Origin of the sequence: Chromatium okenii (genome assembly GCF_002958735.1) — a bacterium.
GTDB classification, from domain to species: Bacteria; Pseudomonadota; Gammaproteobacteria; order Chromatiales; family Chromatiaceae; genus Chromatium; species Chromatium okenii_A.
On sequence record NZ_PPGH01000034.1, the window covers coordinates 271,782 to 290,880 of the forward strand.

The 19,099-nt window shown below is 45.5% G+C and carries 15 protein-coding genes and 1 pseudogene; 3 read left to right on the forward strand and 13 right to left on the reverse strand.

The genetic code is table 11. From position 1 onward, the window contains the following. Genes CXB77_RS07355 through CXB77_RS07365 form a run of 3 tightly spaced genes read left to right on the forward strand, consistent with a single transcriptional unit; the run spans position 1 to position 3,001 of the window. On the forward strand, positions 1–1,299 hold the full coding sequence (locus CXB77_RS07355) for a hypothetical protein (protein WP_146108753.1): 1,299 nt from the start codon (positions 1–3) through the stop codon (positions 1,297–1,299). 8 nt (positions 1,300–1,307) lie between these two features. Beyond that, positions 1,308–1,709: a hypothetical protein gene (locus tag CXB77_RS07360; RefSeq protein WP_105073496.1), complete on the forward strand. Its 402-nt coding sequence runs from the start codon at positions 1,308–1,310 to the stop codon at positions 1,707–1,709. Further along, the gene (locus tag CXB77_RS07365) at positions 1,709–3,001 is read left to right on the forward strand and encodes a hypothetical protein (RefSeq protein WP_197711025.1); all 1,293 of its coding nucleotides are present in this window, start codon (positions 1,709–1,711) and stop codon (positions 2,999–3,001) included. The genes CXB77_RS07360 and CXB77_RS07365 overlap by 1 nt, the downstream gene beginning before the upstream one ends. A 4-nt stretch (positions 3,002–3,005) precedes the next feature. On the opposite strand, the gene ubiA is transcribed toward CXB77_RS07365, so the two are convergent. From ubiA to rfbB, 13 genes and pseudogenes are all read right to left on the reverse strand, one after another. Continuing rightward, on the reverse strand, positions 3,006–3,911 hold the full coding sequence (ubiA, locus tag CXB77_RS07370) for a 4-hydroxybenzoate octaprenyltransferase (RefSeq protein WP_105073372.1): 906 nt from the start codon (positions 3,909–3,911) through the stop codon (positions 3,006–3,008). 59 nt (positions 3,912–3,970) lie between these two features. After that, positions 3,971–4,243, reverse strand: coding sequence for a type II toxin-antitoxin system RelE/ParE family toxin (locus tag CXB77_RS07375; RefSeq protein WP_105073373.1), 273 nt, complete (start codon positions 4,241–4,243; stop codon positions 3,971–3,973). Next, entirely contained in the window at positions 4,243–4,485 is a 243-nt protein-coding gene (locus tag CXB77_RS07380) for an addiction module antitoxin (RefSeq protein WP_105073374.1), read from the reverse strand. Before CXB77_RS07380 ends, CXB77_RS07375 begins: the two co-directional genes overlap by 1 nt. Before the next feature lie 59 nt (positions 4,486–4,544). Further along, on the reverse strand, positions 4,545–6,653 hold the full coding sequence (gene recG / locus CXB77_RS07385) for an ATP-dependent DNA helicase RecG (RefSeq protein ID WP_105073497.1): 2,109 nt from the start codon (positions 6,651–6,653) through the stop codon (positions 4,545–4,547). Between the two features lie 28 nt (positions 6,654–6,681). Next, the gene (gene mltB / locus CXB77_RS07390; protein ID WP_105073498.1) at positions 6,682–7,716 is read right to left on the reverse strand and encodes a lytic murein transglycosylase B; all 1,035 of its coding nucleotides are present in this window, start codon (positions 7,714–7,716) and stop codon (positions 6,682–6,684) included. Positions 7,717–7,817: 101 nt separating this feature from the next. Beyond that, positions 7,818–8,003 (reverse strand): annotated as a pseudogene (locus CXB77_RS07395) (transposase); the annotation flags it as partial. 48 nt (positions 8,004–8,051) lie between these two features. Beyond that, complete coding sequence (locus CXB77_RS07400; protein WP_105073376.1) at positions 8,052–8,540, reverse strand: acyltransferase; 489 nt, start codon at positions 8,538–8,540, stop codon at positions 8,052–8,054. A 1-nt stretch (position 8,541) separates the two neighbouring features. Beyond that, on the reverse strand, positions 8,542–9,429 hold the full coding sequence (rfbD, locus tag CXB77_RS07405) for a dTDP-4-dehydrorhamnose reductase (RefSeq protein ID WP_105073377.1): 888 nt from the start codon (positions 9,427–9,429) through the stop codon (positions 8,542–8,544). A gap of 30 nt (positions 9,430–9,459) precedes the next feature. Further along, positions 9,460–13,302 (reverse strand): helicase-related protein, encoded by a 3,843-nt coding sequence (locus CXB77_RS07410; protein WP_105073378.1) that lies wholly within the window; start codon positions 13,300–13,302, stop codon positions 9,460–9,462. A gap of 2 nt (positions 13,303–13,304) precedes the next feature. Then, the gene (locus tag CXB77_RS07415) at positions 13,305–16,400 is read right to left on the reverse strand and encodes a hypothetical protein (RefSeq protein WP_105073379.1); all 3,096 of its coding nucleotides are present in this window, start codon (positions 16,398–16,400) and stop codon (positions 13,305–13,307) included. Between the two features lie 38 nt (positions 16,401–16,438). Next, on the reverse strand, positions 16,439–16,990 hold the full coding sequence (rfbC, locus tag CXB77_RS07420) for a dTDP-4-dehydrorhamnose 3,5-epimerase (RefSeq protein WP_105073380.1): 552 nt from the start codon (positions 16,988–16,990) through the stop codon (positions 16,439–16,441). Then, positions 16,990–17,868: a glucose-1-phosphate thymidylyltransferase RfbA gene (rfbA, locus tag CXB77_RS07425; RefSeq protein ID WP_105073381.1), complete on the reverse strand. Its 879-nt coding sequence runs from the start codon at positions 17,866–17,868 to the stop codon at positions 16,990–16,992. Before rfbA ends, rfbC begins: the two co-directional genes overlap by 1 nt. 1 nt (position 17,869) lies before the next feature. Further along, positions 17,870–18,928 (reverse strand): dTDP-glucose 4,6-dehydratase, encoded by a 1,059-nt coding sequence (gene rfbB / locus CXB77_RS07430; RefSeq protein ID WP_105073382.1) that lies wholly within the window; start codon positions 18,926–18,928, stop codon positions 17,870–17,872. Positions 18,929–19,099: the final 171 nt, after the last annotated feature.

The window sequence follows — 19,099 nt, forward strand, 5'->3', positions numbered from 1 at the left end:
ATGCACTTTTTCTTTCGCGTAATTCATTTGCTATTGACGCTGGCGCTTCTCGCTACATCCGCTCATGCCCAGATGCAACTGTCTGGATTTGGCACTTTTGGCGCAGCAATTTCCGATCAAAATTTTGTTTATCAACGTTTTATTGACAATGGCGGAACACTGGAGCGCGATTCATTACTCGGCATTCAATTGGATGCGTGTTTAACGCCAGCTTGGGGATTAACGCTGCAAACCAAATTAGCGCCAGCGAATGACAACGATAACAACTGGGAACCAACGCTAAGTTGGGCGTTTCTTTCATGGCGACCGAATAATGACCTATTAATTCGCGCTGGGCGCTTGCGCTTACCGTTAATGCTGCATTCCGCAAATAGCGATGTCGGAACCACGTTTACTTTTGCGCGTTTACCAATTGAAATGTATTCGCTATTACCGACCACTGATGTTAATGGCTTGTCATTCACCAAAACTTGGTTTGATGGTGCGCGTGAATGGACATTAGAAAGTTACGCTGGCACAACGCACACTGCATGGCGCTATTACTTGCGCGATGAAATGCCCCCGCTTTTTTCATCTGGTTCAATGTTTCTTGGCTATGACTTTGCAATGCTCGGTTCAGTATTGTCATTACGAGAACGGAATAATCTGTGGTCAATTGGTCTACATCGCACCAAAGCATTTTGGGATGTAGGAAATTCACCCACACAGCTTCCTTTCGTGCAACTCATTCCAAATACCGATATTGGCTATTACAAAATCGTTGATGCCATGCCCGGCCCGCCAATTCATTACGACGATTATTACGATCTTTATGTATTAAAGCTGGGGGCAAAAATTGCGCTGCCGGGCAAAATAGATTTCATTGGCGAATATGCGCGGCGAAGATTTTCTAATGCAGTCGTTGGTGCAGATACACACGCCGCTTATTTAGCATTATCAAAGCGCATTAAACACTGGACACCATACGTCTATTGGTCAGGGATTCGTTCAAGCCAACAGGCATTAGATTTAATGCTGCGCATGAATAAAAATCGTATTCCCGCCGAATTAGTTGATGCACAACAAGCCGCAGTTCTTAATGCGACACAACGCGCTGGTGCTGATTTACTCGCACCCTTTGATCAGTATTCGTTAGGAATAGGAACCGCTTATCATTTATCACCAAAAACCGTGATTAAAGCGGAATGGCTTTACACCCGCACTGGTGTGTTATCGAGCTTTGTTAACGCACCCACCGGTGAAGAAAGTGGCGGGCGCGAAATCAATGTTTTTTCGCTGTCTTACAGCCTCACTTTTTGAGGAAAAAGATGCAAATTCCGCTATTTTTGTTATTACTATTTGTGATTTTTGTTACAGGCGCTGATCCCGTCATCATCGGTCATGTTGACACACCATCCCTCGATCAAATCACCCTCCAACGGATTTATACTGGTAAAACAGTTACGATCAATGGCATTCGTGTAACACCAGTCAATCTTTCTCCCGGTAATGAATTGCGCATTGGCTTTCTGCGCAATTATTTGCAAGAGGATGAAGCGGAATATATTGGCTATTGGACGGTGCGTCGTTACATTGGCAAGGGCGCACCACCGCAAGAACTAAAAAGTTCTGATGATGTATTACAGTTCGTGATTCAAAACCTTGGTGCAATTGGTTATGTTGATGAAATGGAATTGACACCAGAAGTTAAAGTGTTGCTAAAAAAATGATGAAAATATCGCTAAAACAAACGCAAATACTGTGCGCCAGCGCGTTATCAGTATTGATGTCTGCTACAGCGGCTGCCGAAACGCAGCTTTCCGGTTTTGCAACTCTCAGCGCAGCAATTTCCGATCAAGATTTTAATTATCAACGTTATCTAAATGATGGCGGTACGTTCAATCGGGATTCGTTGCTGGGCTTGCAATTGGAAACTTCCATCTTCAACAATTGGAATCTGACACTACAAGCTAAAGGTGCGCCTTCAACGCATGATGATAATGCTTGGGAACCAACGCTAAGTTGGGCATTTATTTCGTGGCGACCAACCGATGATTGGCTATTGCGGGTGGGTAAATTGCGATTGCCATTGCTGCTGTATTCTGCGAATAGTGATGTCAGTGTTACCTTTGATTTTGCGCATTTACCACCCGAAATGTATTCGCTGTTGCCAAGCACAGATGTCAAAGGATTTGCGTTTACAAAGACTTGGTTGAATGATAACCATGAATGGACATTAGAAGGTTATCTTGGTACTGCGCATAGCGATTGGCGCTACTTTTTACGTGAGAGCGTTCCGCCAGATTTCACTGCTGGGGCGCTGTATATCGGCGTGGATATGAATATGATTGGATTAACAGCGACATTACACACTGATAAACATACTTGGCGTATCGGTGTGCATCGTGCCGAGCTAGTTTCTGATTATGGACCATTGCCAAGTGATGCGCCTTTTGTATTCATTGCGCCAAACATTGGTTATTTCAAAATCTTTGAGGAAATGCCCGGTCCGGCAGTTCCAACTGTAGATCAACTGATTATTGATGTCTTGACTTTCGGCGCAGAAATTACCTTGCCGAATGATTTCCGTTTAATTGGTGAATATGGTCGCCGCCGAATTAACAACGCCATTATGGGACCGGATACCAGCGCGGGTTATATTGCCGTATTGAAACAGATAGGACGCTGGACACCTTATGTGTATTGGGCAGGAATTCGCACTGCACCGCAGGCGCTGGGATTTTATACCGCAGTCAATCAAAATCGTGTTCCTGATTTCATTCCCGGCGCTGCGCTGATCAATGCCAGCCAGCGTACAGAGGCGGATTTGCAAGGTGCTTTTGATCAGTATTCAGTTGCACTTGGCATATCTTACCAATTGTCACCAACCAGCAAAATTAAGGCAGAATGGCAACACACCCGCACAGGCAGCGCTGCGAGCTTTATTGATCCGCCATTCACCGAAGACGGCAGTGAACGCCAAGTTAATGTATTTTCATTATCTTATAGCGTTGCATTTTAATTGATTATCCACCCAGCGCATAATCAAATACCAGTCCCAGAAATACTGTCATTCCCAAATAATTGTTATTCAAAAAGGCTTGAAAACAGGCGTTGGGTTCGCGGTGATGAATTAACCATTGTTGATAAACCGCAAATCCCAACGCCAGCACCAATCCACCAATAAACCATGCGCCGCGTCCAGCACTCAAGCCAATTCCCAGCAGCAGACTTAAAAACAGTAGTTGCAGTAAGGCAATCACCACGCGATCCCATTGTCCAAATAGAATGGCAGTTGATTTAATTCCGACTTGCACATCGTCTTCACGATCCACCATTGCGTATTGAGTGTCATAAATAAGCGCCCAGATTAACGTTGCTATGAATAGCAGCCACGCCAAATTAGGAATGCTTTCATTCACCGCCATAAATGCCATGGGAATTGCCCAGCCAAATGCTGCGCCGAGAAACAATTGCGGCACATGCGTAAAGCGTTTCATAAATGGATAAATAAAAGTTAATAATAAGGCAACGACTGATAGTGCCACTGTTTGCCAATTCAATTGCAATACCAGTACAAATGCGGTCAAACTCAGCGCAAGAAAAATAATCACTGCTTCTTGTGGCGTTACCGTGCCTTTTGCCAGCGGACGTTCTTTAGTGCGAGTGACATGAGCATCGACTTTGCGATCGGCGAAATCATTAATAGCACAGCCTGCCGAACGCATGAGCACCACGCCAATTACAAAAATCATCACGATTTGCCACGGCGGATGCCCATTGCCTGCCAGCCACAATGCCCATAACGCCGGCCACATCAATAAAAAAATACCAATTGGGCGATTAAGACGCACCAGCATTAAATAGGCAGATAGTCGTTCGCGCCATGTTGGTGGGCGGGGTTGACCGATTTTGATTTCAGGAAAAGTCATGGTGTTTGTCTTTTTAAAAATAATTGATAGTCAATGCTTAAAGCATCAAAACACGCGGACTAATTGTGAAAAAGGTCAGCGTGGGTTCCGGTGCGCTCGAAACGGACGGAATCACCATCGAGGTAATAAATCAGTATCCAATCGGCTTCAAGATGAAGATCGCGGCTCGGTTGCCAGCCACCCTTGAGCGGGTGATCGCCTAACTCACGCGGGAGTGGCTGGTCAGTCAAAAGCAGATTAATAACTTCGCGCAGTTTGCGCAGTTCTTTACCGCGTTTCTCAATGCGTTTGACATCGCGCTTAAACTGGCTGGTGTAACTTGCGGTGCGCATTAAATGCCTAATTGTTCAAATAAATCAGATGCGCTGGACGCCTGAAACACCTCATCACCCCGCCGCGCTTTTAAAATGGTCTCGGCAGTGAGCGCATTAGGTGTTTCGCTGTCAGCAATGTACAGGCGCATCAATTCGCAGATGATTTGAGCAGGAGGACGTTGGTGATTTGCCGCTACCGCCATGAATTGATCGCGTAACGCCACCTCCATTTTGATCGACATCTGAACTTCTTTTGTCATTAGAATTCCTCCGTAGTTAGATTGATTTTTTATTGTCAATCAACATTGTTCCAGTGTATTCACACCTGCCCATAACCTTCGTGCTGTCCCAGCCAGCGGGCTAATAATGGCGCAGCGTATTCAGGATGACGCATTAAAATCAGGTCGGCAGCTTGCTGCGCTGGTGCAACAAATTGTTGATCGCGCAGCGGATCGGCAAGGCGAAATTGAATTGCGCCAGCTTGCCGCGTTCCCAATACTTCACCCGCGCCGCGCAGTGCCAAATCGCGTTCGGCAATTTCAAAGCCATCGGTGGTGGCGCGAATAATACTCAAGCGTTCATACGTCAATGCCGACAGCGGCGCGTGATACAGCAACACGCAATGACTCACGACTGCGCCGCGCCCGACGCGCCCGCGTAATTGATGCAATTGCGACAAACCCAATCTTTCGGGATTTTCGATAATCATCAGGCTGGCGTTGGGCACATCGACGCCGACTTCAATCACCGTCGTTGCGACCAGCAAACTCACTGCGCCGCTGGTGAATTCCGCCATTACCGTGTCACGTTCGCTGCCTTTCATGCGCCCGTGCACCAAACCGACCGTCACTTCTGGCAACGCAGCCCGCAATTGCTGCGCAGTTTCTTCAGCAGCCTGACATTCCAGCACCTCGGATTCGTCAATCAATGTGCACACCCAATAGGCTTGTCGCCCTTGCTGGCAAGCATGACGCACCCGTTCAATCACTTCATCGCGCCGTTCATCCGACACTGCGACGGTGACAATCGGCGTCCGTCCCGGCGGCAGCGCGTCGATCACCGATAGATCGAGATCGGCATACATCGTCATCGCCAGCGAGCGCGGAATCGGTGTTGCCGTCATCATCAACTGGTGTGGCGCACCACCTGCGCTGCCGCCTTTACTGCGCAATTTCAACCGCTGCGCCACGCCAAACCGATGTTGTTCGTCGATGATAACCAACCCCAGGCGATGAAAAATCACCGCGTCCTGAAATAGCGCGTGAGTGCCGACGATCAACTGCGCTGCGCCCGACGCGATGGCTTCCAACAACTGCGCCCGTTCCTTGCCTTTATGTCGTCCGGCTAACCACAGCGGCGCGATGCCTTGCGGCGTTAACCACGCGCCGAGACTGCGATGATGCTGTTCTGATAGCAATTCGGTTGGAGCCATCAGCGCGACCTGATACCCGGCTTCAATCGCTTGCGCGGCAGCGAGCGCGGCAACCACGGTTTTTCCTGCGCCAACGTCGCCTTGCAACAACCGCTGCATCGGACGTTCCTGTTGTAAATCGGCGCTGATTTCCGTCAACACGCGCTCTTGTGCGGCAGTCAATTGGAACGGCAGCGCGGCGCGTAATGGTTGGCACAAACTGCCGTCGCCGCGCAATGGCGGTGCGAGCTGCGCCCGCTGCGTCAGCCGCAATTGCCGCAAACTGACTTGATGTGCCGTCAATTCTTCAAATGCCAGCCGCAAAAACACCGGATGACGGCGTTCGGTCAAATCGCTCAACGACGTTCCCAGAGGCGGACGATGCAGATAATGCAGCGCCTCAACCAAACTCGGCAGCGCCAGCGGTGTGAGAATTTCTGCGGGCAGATATTCCGCTGGCGGCAGCCGCGCCAGCCACGCCAACGCTTGATCCATGAGGCTGTGCCACGTCGGTTGTTGCAGTCCTTCGGTCGAGGGATAAATCGGAATCAATTGCGGTGCATGATCGGTCGCAGTCGGCAACGCGCTGTGTTGCAAATGATATTCGGGGTGAATCATCTCCAACGTGTGATAACCCTGCCGGACTTCGCCATAACAGCGCACCCGCACGCCCGTTCTGAACATGGCGACCTGTTGCGATGAAAAATGAAAAAAGCGCAGCAGCAGGTTGTGGCGCGTTCCGTCACTGAGCGCGACTTTCAAGGTGCGGCGCTGATCGCCAGTCACTTTGGTTTCCACGACAACGCCTTCGGTCAGTGCCTCCATGCCCGCTTCCAGCAATACAAATGGCAACAGGCGACTGCGATCCTGATAACGCAGCGGCAGATGAAACAGCAAATCCTGCACCGTGTGAATGTCCAGCCGTGCCAGTAGCACTGCAAGACGCGGTCCGACGCCCTTGAGTTGGGTCACGGGCAACGCGGCGAGTGAATCGGCAACAACCGTGCGTGTGCTCATTGGAAAATCGCAGACCGATACAAACGCATCACCGCCGAGCACGAATGGCTTGCGCCAATTGATGAATGGTCATGGCGTAATAGACGCTGTGGTTATAGCGACTGATAACGTAGAAATTGGTCAAACCTAGCCAGTATTCGTAACCGCCTTTCGCATCCAATTCCAGCAAGCTGACTTGCGTGACGCCGCCGAGCGATTGCGCGGGCGTGATGCCGTATTTGGCGAGTTCACTCAGGCGATAACGGGTATCAAAACCGGTTTTCAAACTGCCGGCACGAAACTCCGGCGCGACGTTGGCGCGGACTGCAACCGGTTCTCCAGCCCGCCAGCCGTTACCTTTGAAATAGTTGGCAACACCGCCAATGGCGTCGCTGGGATTCCACAAATCACGATGCCCATCGCCAGTGAAATCAACCGCGTAGCGGTGAAAACTGGACGGCATAAATTGCCCGAGTCCCATCGCGCCGGCAAAAGAACCTCGCGGCTGCGTCGGATCAAGGCGTTCGTTGCGGGTCATCACGAGAAAATCTGCAAGTTCGTCATTGAAATAAGCGGCGCGGCGTGGATACGCGAACGCCAGCGTCGTGAGCGCGTCGAGAATTCGGGTTTTGCCGACGAAACCGCCGAAATGGGTTTCGACGCCGATGATGGCGACCACGTATTCCGCTGGCACACGGTAACGCGATTCAGCACGAGAGAGCGCAGCAGCGTTGCGTTGCCAAAATGCCGCGCCTTTGTTGATGGTGTCATCGGTAAGAAATTTGGCGCGGTAGCGTGTCCAAGCCCCGTTCGGACCCGTGCTTTTTTTCGGCGCCTGATGATTCATCAGATTGATGATTGATTGCTGGCGCTTGGCGCGAGAGAGAATGGCAGCAGTTTCGGCTGGGCGAAAACCGTGCTGTTGACGCATTCGTTGGATGAATTGATCAACGCCAGCGGTATTGGCAAAGTCGCCGCTGACCGTCACATCGGACGGCAGCGGCTCCTCTTTTAATGGTCGTGAGCTACAGCCCGCGATGAAAAGGACACACAGCGTGGCAGCGAAAAAGAGCGGTTGGCGCATGATTAAACATTCAATGCAGCGAATCAATTTGCACGATATTACCTTGATTGCCGGAAAACCTCACCATTCGAGGCGAAACTAGATCGGCGAGTTGTTGTGAATTACTTTTCAGTAAAACGACTGGATGCAATGTAGACCTGTGCTTCACTTGAACTTGGATTGTGCTCATAGTCTTTACTTAATCGACGTGATCGTCCAAGCCAAGCAAATTTTCTTTCAACAACCCAACGGTGAGGTAACACATGGAAACCTTTAACCCATTTTTTCTTATTAACAATTTCAAGCGTACAGTTAAATTTAAACGAAACCCAGTTAAACAACTCATCAACTGCGTATTATAATCGTTCAGCAATTTTTTGTAGTGGCGTTCCAGCATAAACGGTATAAGCAGCTAATTCTCCGCGTACAATAGAACCTGCACCAATCACACAACCGCGCCTTAAAAACGCGCCATCAAGTAACACACAATTTGCACCAATCCAAACATCATCTTCAATTAAAATTCCGCCTTTACTGGGTAAAAATCCTTGTTCACGAATGAGCTGTTGGCGATTGGAGTATGCGTGATTTACTGGGGCAAAAGTACAGTTAGCGGCTATTGCAACATGATTGCCAATTTGAATGCCGTTACCTACATAAAAAACACATCCTGAATTGATAAAAACATATTCTCCTACAATGAGATTGCCACTGCCTCCTGCGGGTTTAATTTTAACAAAACTATCAATATTACTATAAGCACCAATAATAATTTTGCTGCCGCGTACTGAATCTTCAATATCGCTAAGTGGCGAAATACGAGCAGTAGGATCAATGTCAATCATGCTATTGTTCCAAACATTGCGCCAGTGACAATTGCCAGTCCGGTATCATTAAACCAAAAGTTTCTTGAAACTTCCTGTTATCCAATACCGAATAACGCGGACGTTGGGCAGGTGTTGGGTAATCACTTGACGGAATGGCAATTAAGTTTGTTTCCAATCCACTCATCTCTAAAATAGCACGAGCGAATCCATACCAACTGACTTCCCCTGCTCCACTAAGATGATAAATTCCGCCAATTTGTTCTAAATTCAATTCACCACGCAATACCCGATACAACACTAATGCCGTTATTTCCGCCAACATTCGGCTCCATGTTGGCGCACCGATTTGATCGTTCACCACTCGCAATTCATCGCGTTCTCGAAATAATCGCAACATTGTCAATAGAAAATTTGCGCCATAACGTCCATAAACCCAACTGGTACGAAAAATTAAAGCGTTAGCACCAGAATTGAGCAGCGCCAATTCGCCGTTCAATTTGGTTGCGCCATAAACATTAAGCGGATTTGGTGCATCGTTTTCAGTATAGGGTCGATTAATGTTGCCAGAAAAAACAAAATCAGTTGAATAGTGAATAATTGGCGTATTACGCTCCGCCAGTAATTTTCCCAATTCGCCCACTGCATCTGCATTGATTCGCTGTGCGGTATTGCGATCATTTTCTGCTTTATCCACAGCCGTATAAGCAGCAGCATTGACTACCGCATCTGGTTGGGTTTCATTTATCAATTGCGCTAGTGCTTGAGTGTCCATTAAATCAATTCGCGAACCGTGTTTACCTTCTAATGAAGAGGCAATCACAATTCCCAATCCTGCGAGCGTTCGGCGCAGTTCCCAGCCGACTTGACCGCTGGAGCCAATGAGTAAAATACGCGGCTGATCAGTCATTGATATTTCCAATAGCTAGTTGAATTGATTTTACTCTTCTAAAAGAATACTGTTGAGCAAATTAAGTTCATTCGATGCTGCAATATAACGATCATCAAAAATTTGTTCAAAGCGAGCAGGGTCTTGTATTCCAGCAACAGCCGCGTAAGGAATTCCCGCATAGCGCGGAATCACCGGCATCACTTCGCGCTGCACCGATAAACAACGTCCCAACGCATCGCGCCACAGTGATTCGTCACCTAATGCGGGAATTTGACCATTAGATGGCTGAAAAAAACGTGGATAATCAACTGGAACTGCCAGCCAAGTTGCATCGGATGACAATGTTTTAACAGTAGAAAATTCGCAACCAACGTCACCCTGTTCCTGTTTCAGAATACGATGCAGCTCCTCTGCTGCCGTCCGCAAATTGCGCGGCAATTTTTGATCTTTATGAATTCGCCATAATTGGTTTAATAAAGTTTCTATTTGTTCGCTGACTGCTGTTATCCACATTTCAAAACTAAAACGTTCAGTTTTATCAACTTCTTTCCATTGTTCAAGCCAAAATGGTCCAACGCAATACTGATTTTCGTGTAACACACAAGCGGGCGAATCAGTAGGATTTAATAGCAGTGGTGCATGATCGGCACTGGCGCTAATTGAAAACTGTTCTAAATCACTAGGTCGCACAACACTACGTAATTCCTGTTTACGACCAGTCGCTTCTAGTGAAAAATTACTGAAGAGATTTGTTACGGCAAGTTGTGCTGCTTTAATCAAACTTTTCTGATCAACATGAGCATGTTTATCGCTCATCAATACCGCACTTTCACTCAAAAAAATGCGCACCTGTGTACTCATTAATGTCAGCATATCTTCGCTACCAACATTCCCCACTGGCACAACTGCCAGTCGTTGTTTATCTAATCCAGCATCGCCAGTAATACGGGTATGAATGGTGGCACGTAATAGCACAATAAATGTCAGTAAGTCGCTAATTTGACGTAACCATTGGCGCAGTTCTGGCTTCGTTTCCTGTGGCAAAAAATCCTGCAACAGCAAAACTAAATGCCGATTTTTAGTATCGCCATCGATCGCTTCTTGTCCATCATCAGCGGTGTAATTCTGACCGCGCCCGCGATAAATCAGTTGCGCCACTTCCATTAACGCTGATTCAATACCAAAGCGCGGCATCAGCGCAATAATCCAATCGGTTTTAGGAAATGAAATTCCACGGGCACCACTGGAAGTCATTAAAAAAACTTTAATTTTATCGCGCTGTGGTTTCTCAATTAACGCTTTGCGTTTGGCTGCGGAAACACTGGAATCAATAATAGCAATTTGATTTTTTTGTAATGCCGCAGCACCAGTGATTAACATATCTTCTACAAGCCGTAAGAATGCTTTATCTTGAGCAAAAAAGATAATCTGATTTGCATTTGCCGCCAGCGCTGCTTCAATTTCATGTAATATATTATCAATTAATACTTTATTTTGTTGTTCTGAAATAGCGTGGCGAATACCTTTTTGTTGCGCTTCAAAAGGAATCACATCAAGTCGCACCCGATAATCAATCGTTAATTGAGTCGCTGGATAGCTATTCGTCATCACATGTAGCACTGATCGTGCTGCACCCGCAAATCGGGTTTTTTCAGTGACTGTTAACCGAAACGGACGTTTTTGACCGCTCTGCGTCACTAGAATTTTACTAGGAGCACGCTCGCTGCTACTAAGATAGCGATCTAAAACAATTTCATTACCCAATGACGCATCCGACACAATTAGTGCCACCCGAAAATACGGGGCATCTTTAAATGGTCGAATAAACTGTTCATTTAACCATCGTGCCAACGCATCAATAACCAGAACACCTGCTGGATCGCCAGTTAATTCATCGACCATAACAACGATAATTGGGATACGCGCCGCAAATTCGCGCCGTTCTCGCAAACCGGGGCGCGTATTTACCTGATGTTGAAATAGGTTAGTCAGTCCATCTACTGTGCTTTTACTTTCTCCCAATTCTCGATAGCTTTGAATTGCCGCAGTCAATACAAGTTGCGTTACAGTTGGATTCTCTTCAAGTAATGCGCGACTGGTTTTTGCCAGCACTTTTAATACGCCTGGTAAAGGATGATCAGTTATTCGTGCTTGCTGCTTTGTTTCCTGATTTCTATTGGTACGCGAACCAGTTTGTGTGCGCTCAACTTCTTCTTTTAATTCAGGAGTTAAAATTAAAATACTGCTGTCAGGATGTTGCAAATCTACGATGCCATCAGCAACCACTGCCCCATCAATTCTGCACGCTAATTTCAATCCGGCGTTGACTTGTGCGTCATGCCAAGGTTGCGCCGAGCTAATGAGTTTAGAATTGGTGGTAACAGTCAGAATGCCTGTGAGTGTGTTATTTTTCCGAGCTAATCCAGAGGTAACATCATCGTTAATAATGACACGGGGACTAACATATAAAAACAAAAAACCGTCCGTTAATTTGCGCAAATAACGCGTAACGGCAGTAGTTTTACCAATACCCGGATTGCCTTCCAAACCCAACACAGTCAACTTGCCTAATTCGGCGGCATTTAAGCCAGCGATCACTGCTGAAGCGTGAAGATCACGCAATGGAATCGGCTCGCCAATAACAAGATTTTCTGGTAATGCTGCGGCAAGCGCAGTTCTAGCATCCTGTTTAAAAAACGCAGTAAGAGCATCGTTAGAATCAATTAAATTTTGTGTATCATCCCAATTCAACGCAGTCATTGGATGACAAAAATCACTGAGCATTTCAGTAAATGACAATGCAACAGATTCATTCGGTAATGGCAAATCTTCTAATTGACGCAATTGCTCGCGCATGTTTTTAGGGAGTGCTTTACGAATGTGTTTAAACACGCCAGCGATATAGTCTTCCGTCACTTCAGCAACATCAGAACGTTTTTCCATCTTTCGATATGCTTCACCTAAGGTTGCCATCAAGGCACAACGCGGATCAGGTATATCATTTCTAAAGAACTGCGCCGATAAACTTTCAAATCCATTTTGTGTAATTGCAAATGCCCGCGCATTACAGGGTTGTTTAATCAATTCGTGTCGATCAAGTAATTTCAGTGTTTTATCAATATAAGATGCTGCTTGGCAAAGTTTAAACAACGGTTTATCACGCGCAGTAAAAGCGTGCAGATGTTCTTTAAGTTGCGGTGAAAAAGCAAACCCTTCTCCGTCTACCTCAGCACAAATTTGTGAAAACACACTGCGCGAATCAATGAAACGAGCATAACGTCTTAATTCGGCAAGATGTGGTGTCGGTTGGCTGTAATCGGCACTGTCGCGGAAAGCATTTAATGAAAATTCTAAACACAATAATTCATGTGGACAATTATTATCATCTGGTATTAACCAAAGCAGAAAGTCTGCTCGCGCAGAATAACCTTTTCCAAGAAATGATCGGTCAGGTGTGCCAGTTATTCCAAAAGTAGCCCAGAATTCAGTAATTGATTCTGCACCTTCGCGTTCATAGTGGCTTTGATCTCGCGGCAATTGCAATGGACACCACAGCGCCTGAATACGGTAATTAGCAAGATCATGTCCTTTGCTATTCCGTTCGAGATTACGTAGATATTCACGCATTGCGGTTTGCCCTAATCCCAAGCCAATTTGGAATAGGTGGCGAGCGGTGGTTTTGGTATATGCTTTAAGGTTAGGATCAACTTCTTTTAATTCTTGTGCTAACGCTGCATAAACATCGCCAGTATCGAACTTTTTCCATTCTTCCAATCCCTGCATTTCAGTCCACTGCAATCGACTATCCAGCAGTGACACCAATACCCCGCGCTTAACAGCGATCTCAAAAACTTGACCCCATAACGAAAAGTACTGAGATGGTTGTAACATGATTAGCTATTCCGATGTAGTACATCGCTGACCCTAGTTAATACCGCCGGCAGTGACAATTCAATTCCACCGGTGTTTTTTGTTTTAGGTATCACTTGAATCTCACCTGCACCACCAATGTTCGCTGGTTGAACCCAACTAAAGGGATCGAGTACAGGCTTATTTTGATTGTTTTCCGGTTTTTTTTCAGTCTCCAAAAAATGCAATCCACGCAACACTGCAAGCAATGATTCACGGACACCGCCTGAATCAGTTAATAAATTAGCACGAGCACGTTCACGCCATTCGATGTTATTACCAGTTTGTTCTGTGTCAAAAAAATAAGTACAAAATCCTGATTGTGGGCGTTCAGTGTTGTCACCAACAATTGTTAACGTAGCGAAAGTCAATACTGGAATCAACTGTTTAACCAATTCTCCGGGCAAAATAGCGGCATGGTGATGATCGGACAAATGCGTGGTATGAAATGCAGATTCATTGTTATGACGCGAGCGCAAACGGATTGCAGTAAATACATCACGGCGCAGCATATAAAGATTTACTGTTGAGAAATGTGTTGCAATTTCATCAACAAAGCGCGTTTGCGTATGCGGTGAGTGACGCGGCGAAGAACGATTAATGCGACGGTTGCTGTAGTGATTAGAAATTAAAATAATGTGTTCATAACCCAAACGATGTAACCGCGCTACTTCTTCAAAAATCAATTGCGGATTTTCAAACGCATCTTGATCGGGTACAACCTGTGATTGCATTTTTTCAAAGCGCAACCGATAACCAGTTAGCGGCGCAGTGACCGCATCAGCAAGATAAGTTTTTGCGCGAAATATAAATCCATCAGCATCTGGTATTTTTAAATTGACATCGCAAGGTCGAGTGGCATAAATCACCACAGCAATTTTGGGAATCGTTGGTGTCGCACTAAATAACAATGGGAATGCAGCAGAAAGAGCAAAGGCAGTACCTAGTTTTTGATAACTACTTGAGTTAGTTGTCACCATGCCTTGCATTCGCACTGGCAAATCTTGCATTAACGCCGCTTCAATTGCTTGCGCCGCAGCATAAATTAAATGATCACCTGCTGTTTTGTGAGCATTTTCACCCTGTATTTGAAACCGTAACATCAATGCTGGCAGTGGTTGTTCACGTCCTATAGTGAATCGTTTAGCGACCACTTGCAAAGCTGTATAAACTAATACTGTCAATGCGCTAATTGCAGCAGCGCGGTATTGACAGCGATCTTCATCTGAATAATTGGGATGATTTTTTTGGTTAAAAAACGCTGAATCATATAAAATTTTTACTCCCGCACCCATTAACCATGTTGAATCAATTTCAACGCCAGACGGTTGCCAAATAATGTTCAGTAATTGATCAGGAACTTCGCGCTGAGTTTGTAAAGTAGTTACAGCATCATTTTGGCTCATCAGCGTTCGTTCGTGCAGTGTGGTATGTACTCGTATCGAAAACAACGAATCAAGCACTTCGCTGGGATTTTTGGCAATCTGAACATGCTTAAGCCATTCAGTTATTTCGTGCTGATCACCATTCACTTTGACTAAAGGATCAAGCACCTTGCCGCGCCAGCGTTCTAGTGCTGCCCAATTAATAATGCTTTGCTGTACCACCAAATGGAGATCACTCACATCATTTTGACTATCGGCAATCACATTGGGAGAGCTTTTTGCTAATGTTCCCAGTGCCTGACTTAACTTTTTGACATTGTTACTCCAGCCTTTCAATTGTTCAATTAATTGCAGCACACCAGTACGACCATTATCTTTAAGGTATATGGCTAGTTTTTCTGCTTCCGTCTGCAATTGCTCTGGCGTTGGTTTTTGTGGAATTTTTGGATTAAGTACTAACCACAGAAATGCGACCTGCGTGATTTTGCGTACTGGCGATTGCGCGTAATCGGTTCGTTCCAATGTTTCGCGTAATCGGTTTAATCGACTTTCAAATGCGGGTTGCAACCCATCTTGTGGATTCTTACCATTCACACGAAAGCGATAACTGACTTCGCGTACAGTCGCTGCTGGATCGGTTTTGCGCGATTCAAAAATTTGCGCTTTCCATTCCGCCCACACTGGCAAACAATCATAAAATCCTTTTTTTACTAATTCATCAAACGCAGAAAAATCTGCCGCTTCACCATAATCATGTGACAAATTAAAACGCCATACCTGTTCGGTTTCAGGTTTACCGTAAAGCCGAAATAGGGTAATGATCCGATGCACATAATCTACAAATGCCTTGCTATTATCATCATTCAGTTTTCTAGCACGTCTAGCAAGATTGCGCATAATGGCAAAACTAACACTTAACCGTACTCGTGATTGCGCATGATCTTCTAAAAAATTCAGAAAGCGCGTGACTTGGCTATCTATTTGATTCGCTTCTTGCTCTAAGCCAGCTATTAGTTTTTCTCGCTGCCGTTCATCAAATTCATCGTCGCGTTGTTCTAACGCATCAGCAATTGTTTTTGCTAACTGCTTCGATAAATTTTCAGTCTGTATTTCTTCAGTTGCCGAAAACACTCGCGCCAGACAATTCGGGTTTCCAGTGTGCCCAGCTTTAGCGAAAGTAATCGGCACTAATTTTGCCGATAGCGGGCGATAGAAATCTTTTAAATCTACTGCTTTTCCTAACGCGGCAAGCGCTGCTTTTGGATTGCTGACCAATAATTGATCTGCATTTAAATTAAATCGATCGAGTTGATCGTCAATGCGATTTTTCAGTTGCTGAATTGCCCGCGCCAATCCACCAAAATCATCTTGAAAAATCTTCCCACCCATTTTTGCATTGGAATTTCTGCCAGGCTTTATCAGATCGCGTAGAAAACCACTGTTATCTGTTTGACGAAAAGCATCGCGCAAATGTTTATCTGCCATTAAGCGCCGCATCACTCCACAGACATTGATATTCAATCGATTGTTTTCAGGTACAAAAGATAATACTGGCAATGAAGCATCTTGATGATTGTGCTCAGTTTGTTCGGGAAATGCAGCAGCGAGGAGAGAAACGAGCTTAACGAGATCAACAGAAGGAATTTGAGCGTTGGCAATGATTGATGCCCCGCTTTGTTGTGTCAATGCTGACATAAAACATGACCTTTTTATAGATTGGTAAATAAGACCATTCAATCTGGCAAACGCGCCAAATGAATCTCTTTTAAGTACGCAGCGTCTCGATCTTTTGCTGATAGTTCCGGGGTTCCATGCAACGGCCAATCAATTCCAATTTCTGGATCATCCCAGCGAATACTCAATTCGTATTCTGGGCTATAATAGGTGGTGTTTTTATACGTGAATAGTGCATGATCACCCGTGACTAAAAACCCATGCGCAAAGCCCGCTGGAATCCAAAATTGACGTTTATTTTCACCGGATAAGGTGACGCCAACCCAATGACCAAAGGTTGCTGAACTGCGACGAATATCCACCGCAACATCAAAAACTTCTCCGGCAAGCACCTGAATCAATTTGCCCTGAGCATTCGGATGTTGCACATGCAGCCCACGCAAAACACCTTTGCATGAAAACGATTGATTGTCTTGCACAAATGTCGCGGGAATCCCTAGTTCAGTGTAACGATTAACGCGATAAGTTTCTAAAAAATAACCACGCTCATCGCCCCAAACTTTTGGTTCAATAATCAGTACACCTGAAATTGCAGTTTCAATAACGTTCATTACCATTCCCGTTGCAACAAGCTCAGTAGATATTCACCATAACCGCTCTTTTTTAATTCTTCGCCGAGAGCTGTTAGTTGGGCATCATCAATCCAGCCGTTAAAATAGGCAATCTCTTCGGGGCAGCAGATTTTTAAGCCTTGCCGCGTTTCAATCATTTCAATAAACTGCCCTGCTTGCATTAACGATTGATGCGTACCGGTATCTAACCATGCCGTGCCACGTCCAATACGTATTAGTGATAATTCACCAGCACGCAAATAACAGTTATTTAAATCGGTGATTTCTAATTCTCCACGCGCTGAAGGTTTAAGTGTTGCTGCTAATTCACAAACCTGTTCGTCATAAAAATACAAGCCAGTGACCGCCCAATTCGATTTTGGCGCAGTGGGTTTTTCTTCCAAACTAAGTACCCGCCCATCTGCTGTAAATTCAGCGACGCCATAGCGTTCAGGATCGGCGACGTGATAACCAAATACCGTTGCTCCCTGTAGCTGTACATTCGCGGTTTTTAGTTGCCTCACTAAACCATGACCATAAAATATGTTGTCGCCAAGAATTAAACAAGAAGGTGCACCATCAATAAATTCTCGCCCAATTAAAAAGGCTTGCGCTAATCCATTTGGATGTGGCTGTTCGGCGTATTCAAGCGTTAATCCCCATTGTGATCCGTCGCCAAGCAAAGAGTAAAACATCGGCAAATCTTGTGGTGTGGAGATAATTAAAATCTCGCGTATTCCTGCCAGCATCAACGTTGCTAGAGGGTAATAAATCATTGGCTTATCGTAGATTGGTAATAATTGTTTGCTAATGGTACGAGTTAATGGATATAACCGAGTTCCCGATCCACCAGCTAAAATAATGCCTTTGCGTTGCATGTTAGTTCTCCATACCTAAACGTTCACCGCGATAACTGCCATCCATAACCCGCGCACACCAATCAGGATGCTCTAAATACCAAATCACTGTGCGCCGCATTCCCGATTCAAAGGTTTCTATTGGTTGCCAACCTAATTCTCTTTTAAGTTTACTAGCGTCAATTGCGTAACGACGGTCGTGACCAGGGCGGTCAATAACAAACTTTTTAAGTTGCACATGCGGACGACGTGGTGAATTAGGCAATAATTCATCGAGCAATGCGCACAAAGTATCAACTACTTCTAAATTAGTGCGTTCGCTATTGCCGCCGACATTGTATACCTCGCCGGGAACACCTGCTTCCAATACCCGCCAAATTGCTCGGCAATGGTCGAGCACAAATAACCAATCGCGGACGTTACCGCCATCACCATAAATTGGCAGTGGTTCGCCGCGCTGCGCTTTTAAAATCATTAACGGAATGAGTTTTTCAGGGAATTGATAAGGGCCATAATTATTTGAGCAATTGGTAGTTAATACCGGCAAGCCATAAGTATGAAACCATGCTCGAACCAAATGATCAGAAGCAGCCTTACTAGCGGAATATGGTGAATTTGGCGCATAAGGCGTTAATTCAGTAAATAACCCAGTTGCGCCAAGCGAGCCGTAAACTTCATCAGTGGAAATGTGTAAAAAACGAAATTTTTTCTGGTTCGCAGAATTGAGTTTTATCCAATATGCACGAGCGCAGTCAAGCAAATTAAAAGTGCCCAACATGTTAGTATTAACAAATGCTGCTGGACCATCAATTGAACGATCCACATGACTTTCGGCAGCAAAATTAACGATGGCGTCAACGGCGTACTCAGTTAATAATTCCTTTACCAATACTGCATTATTGATGTCACCACGAATAAAGAGATGACGCGGATTGCCGTTTAGTGCAGCAAGCGTATCCAAGTTTCCGGCGTAGGTCAGTACATCAAGATTGATCACACGGACATCTGGTTGTTCCAACACGAAATGTGTAAAATTTCCACCGATAAAACCTGCGCCGCCAGTAATAAGAATGGTGTGCATGATATGCCTCGCCGGTTGATTTAGGGGTTGTTAATAGTGCCATAATTGCGCTAGGATTGTAAAATCTATCTATTTTCTGAGTCGATAGTGATGCTTCACAGTCGAAAGATCGGTACAGTTGAAAAAATTGTTACTCGGAATTAGTATGATTGCTGCATACTGAATTTAAAT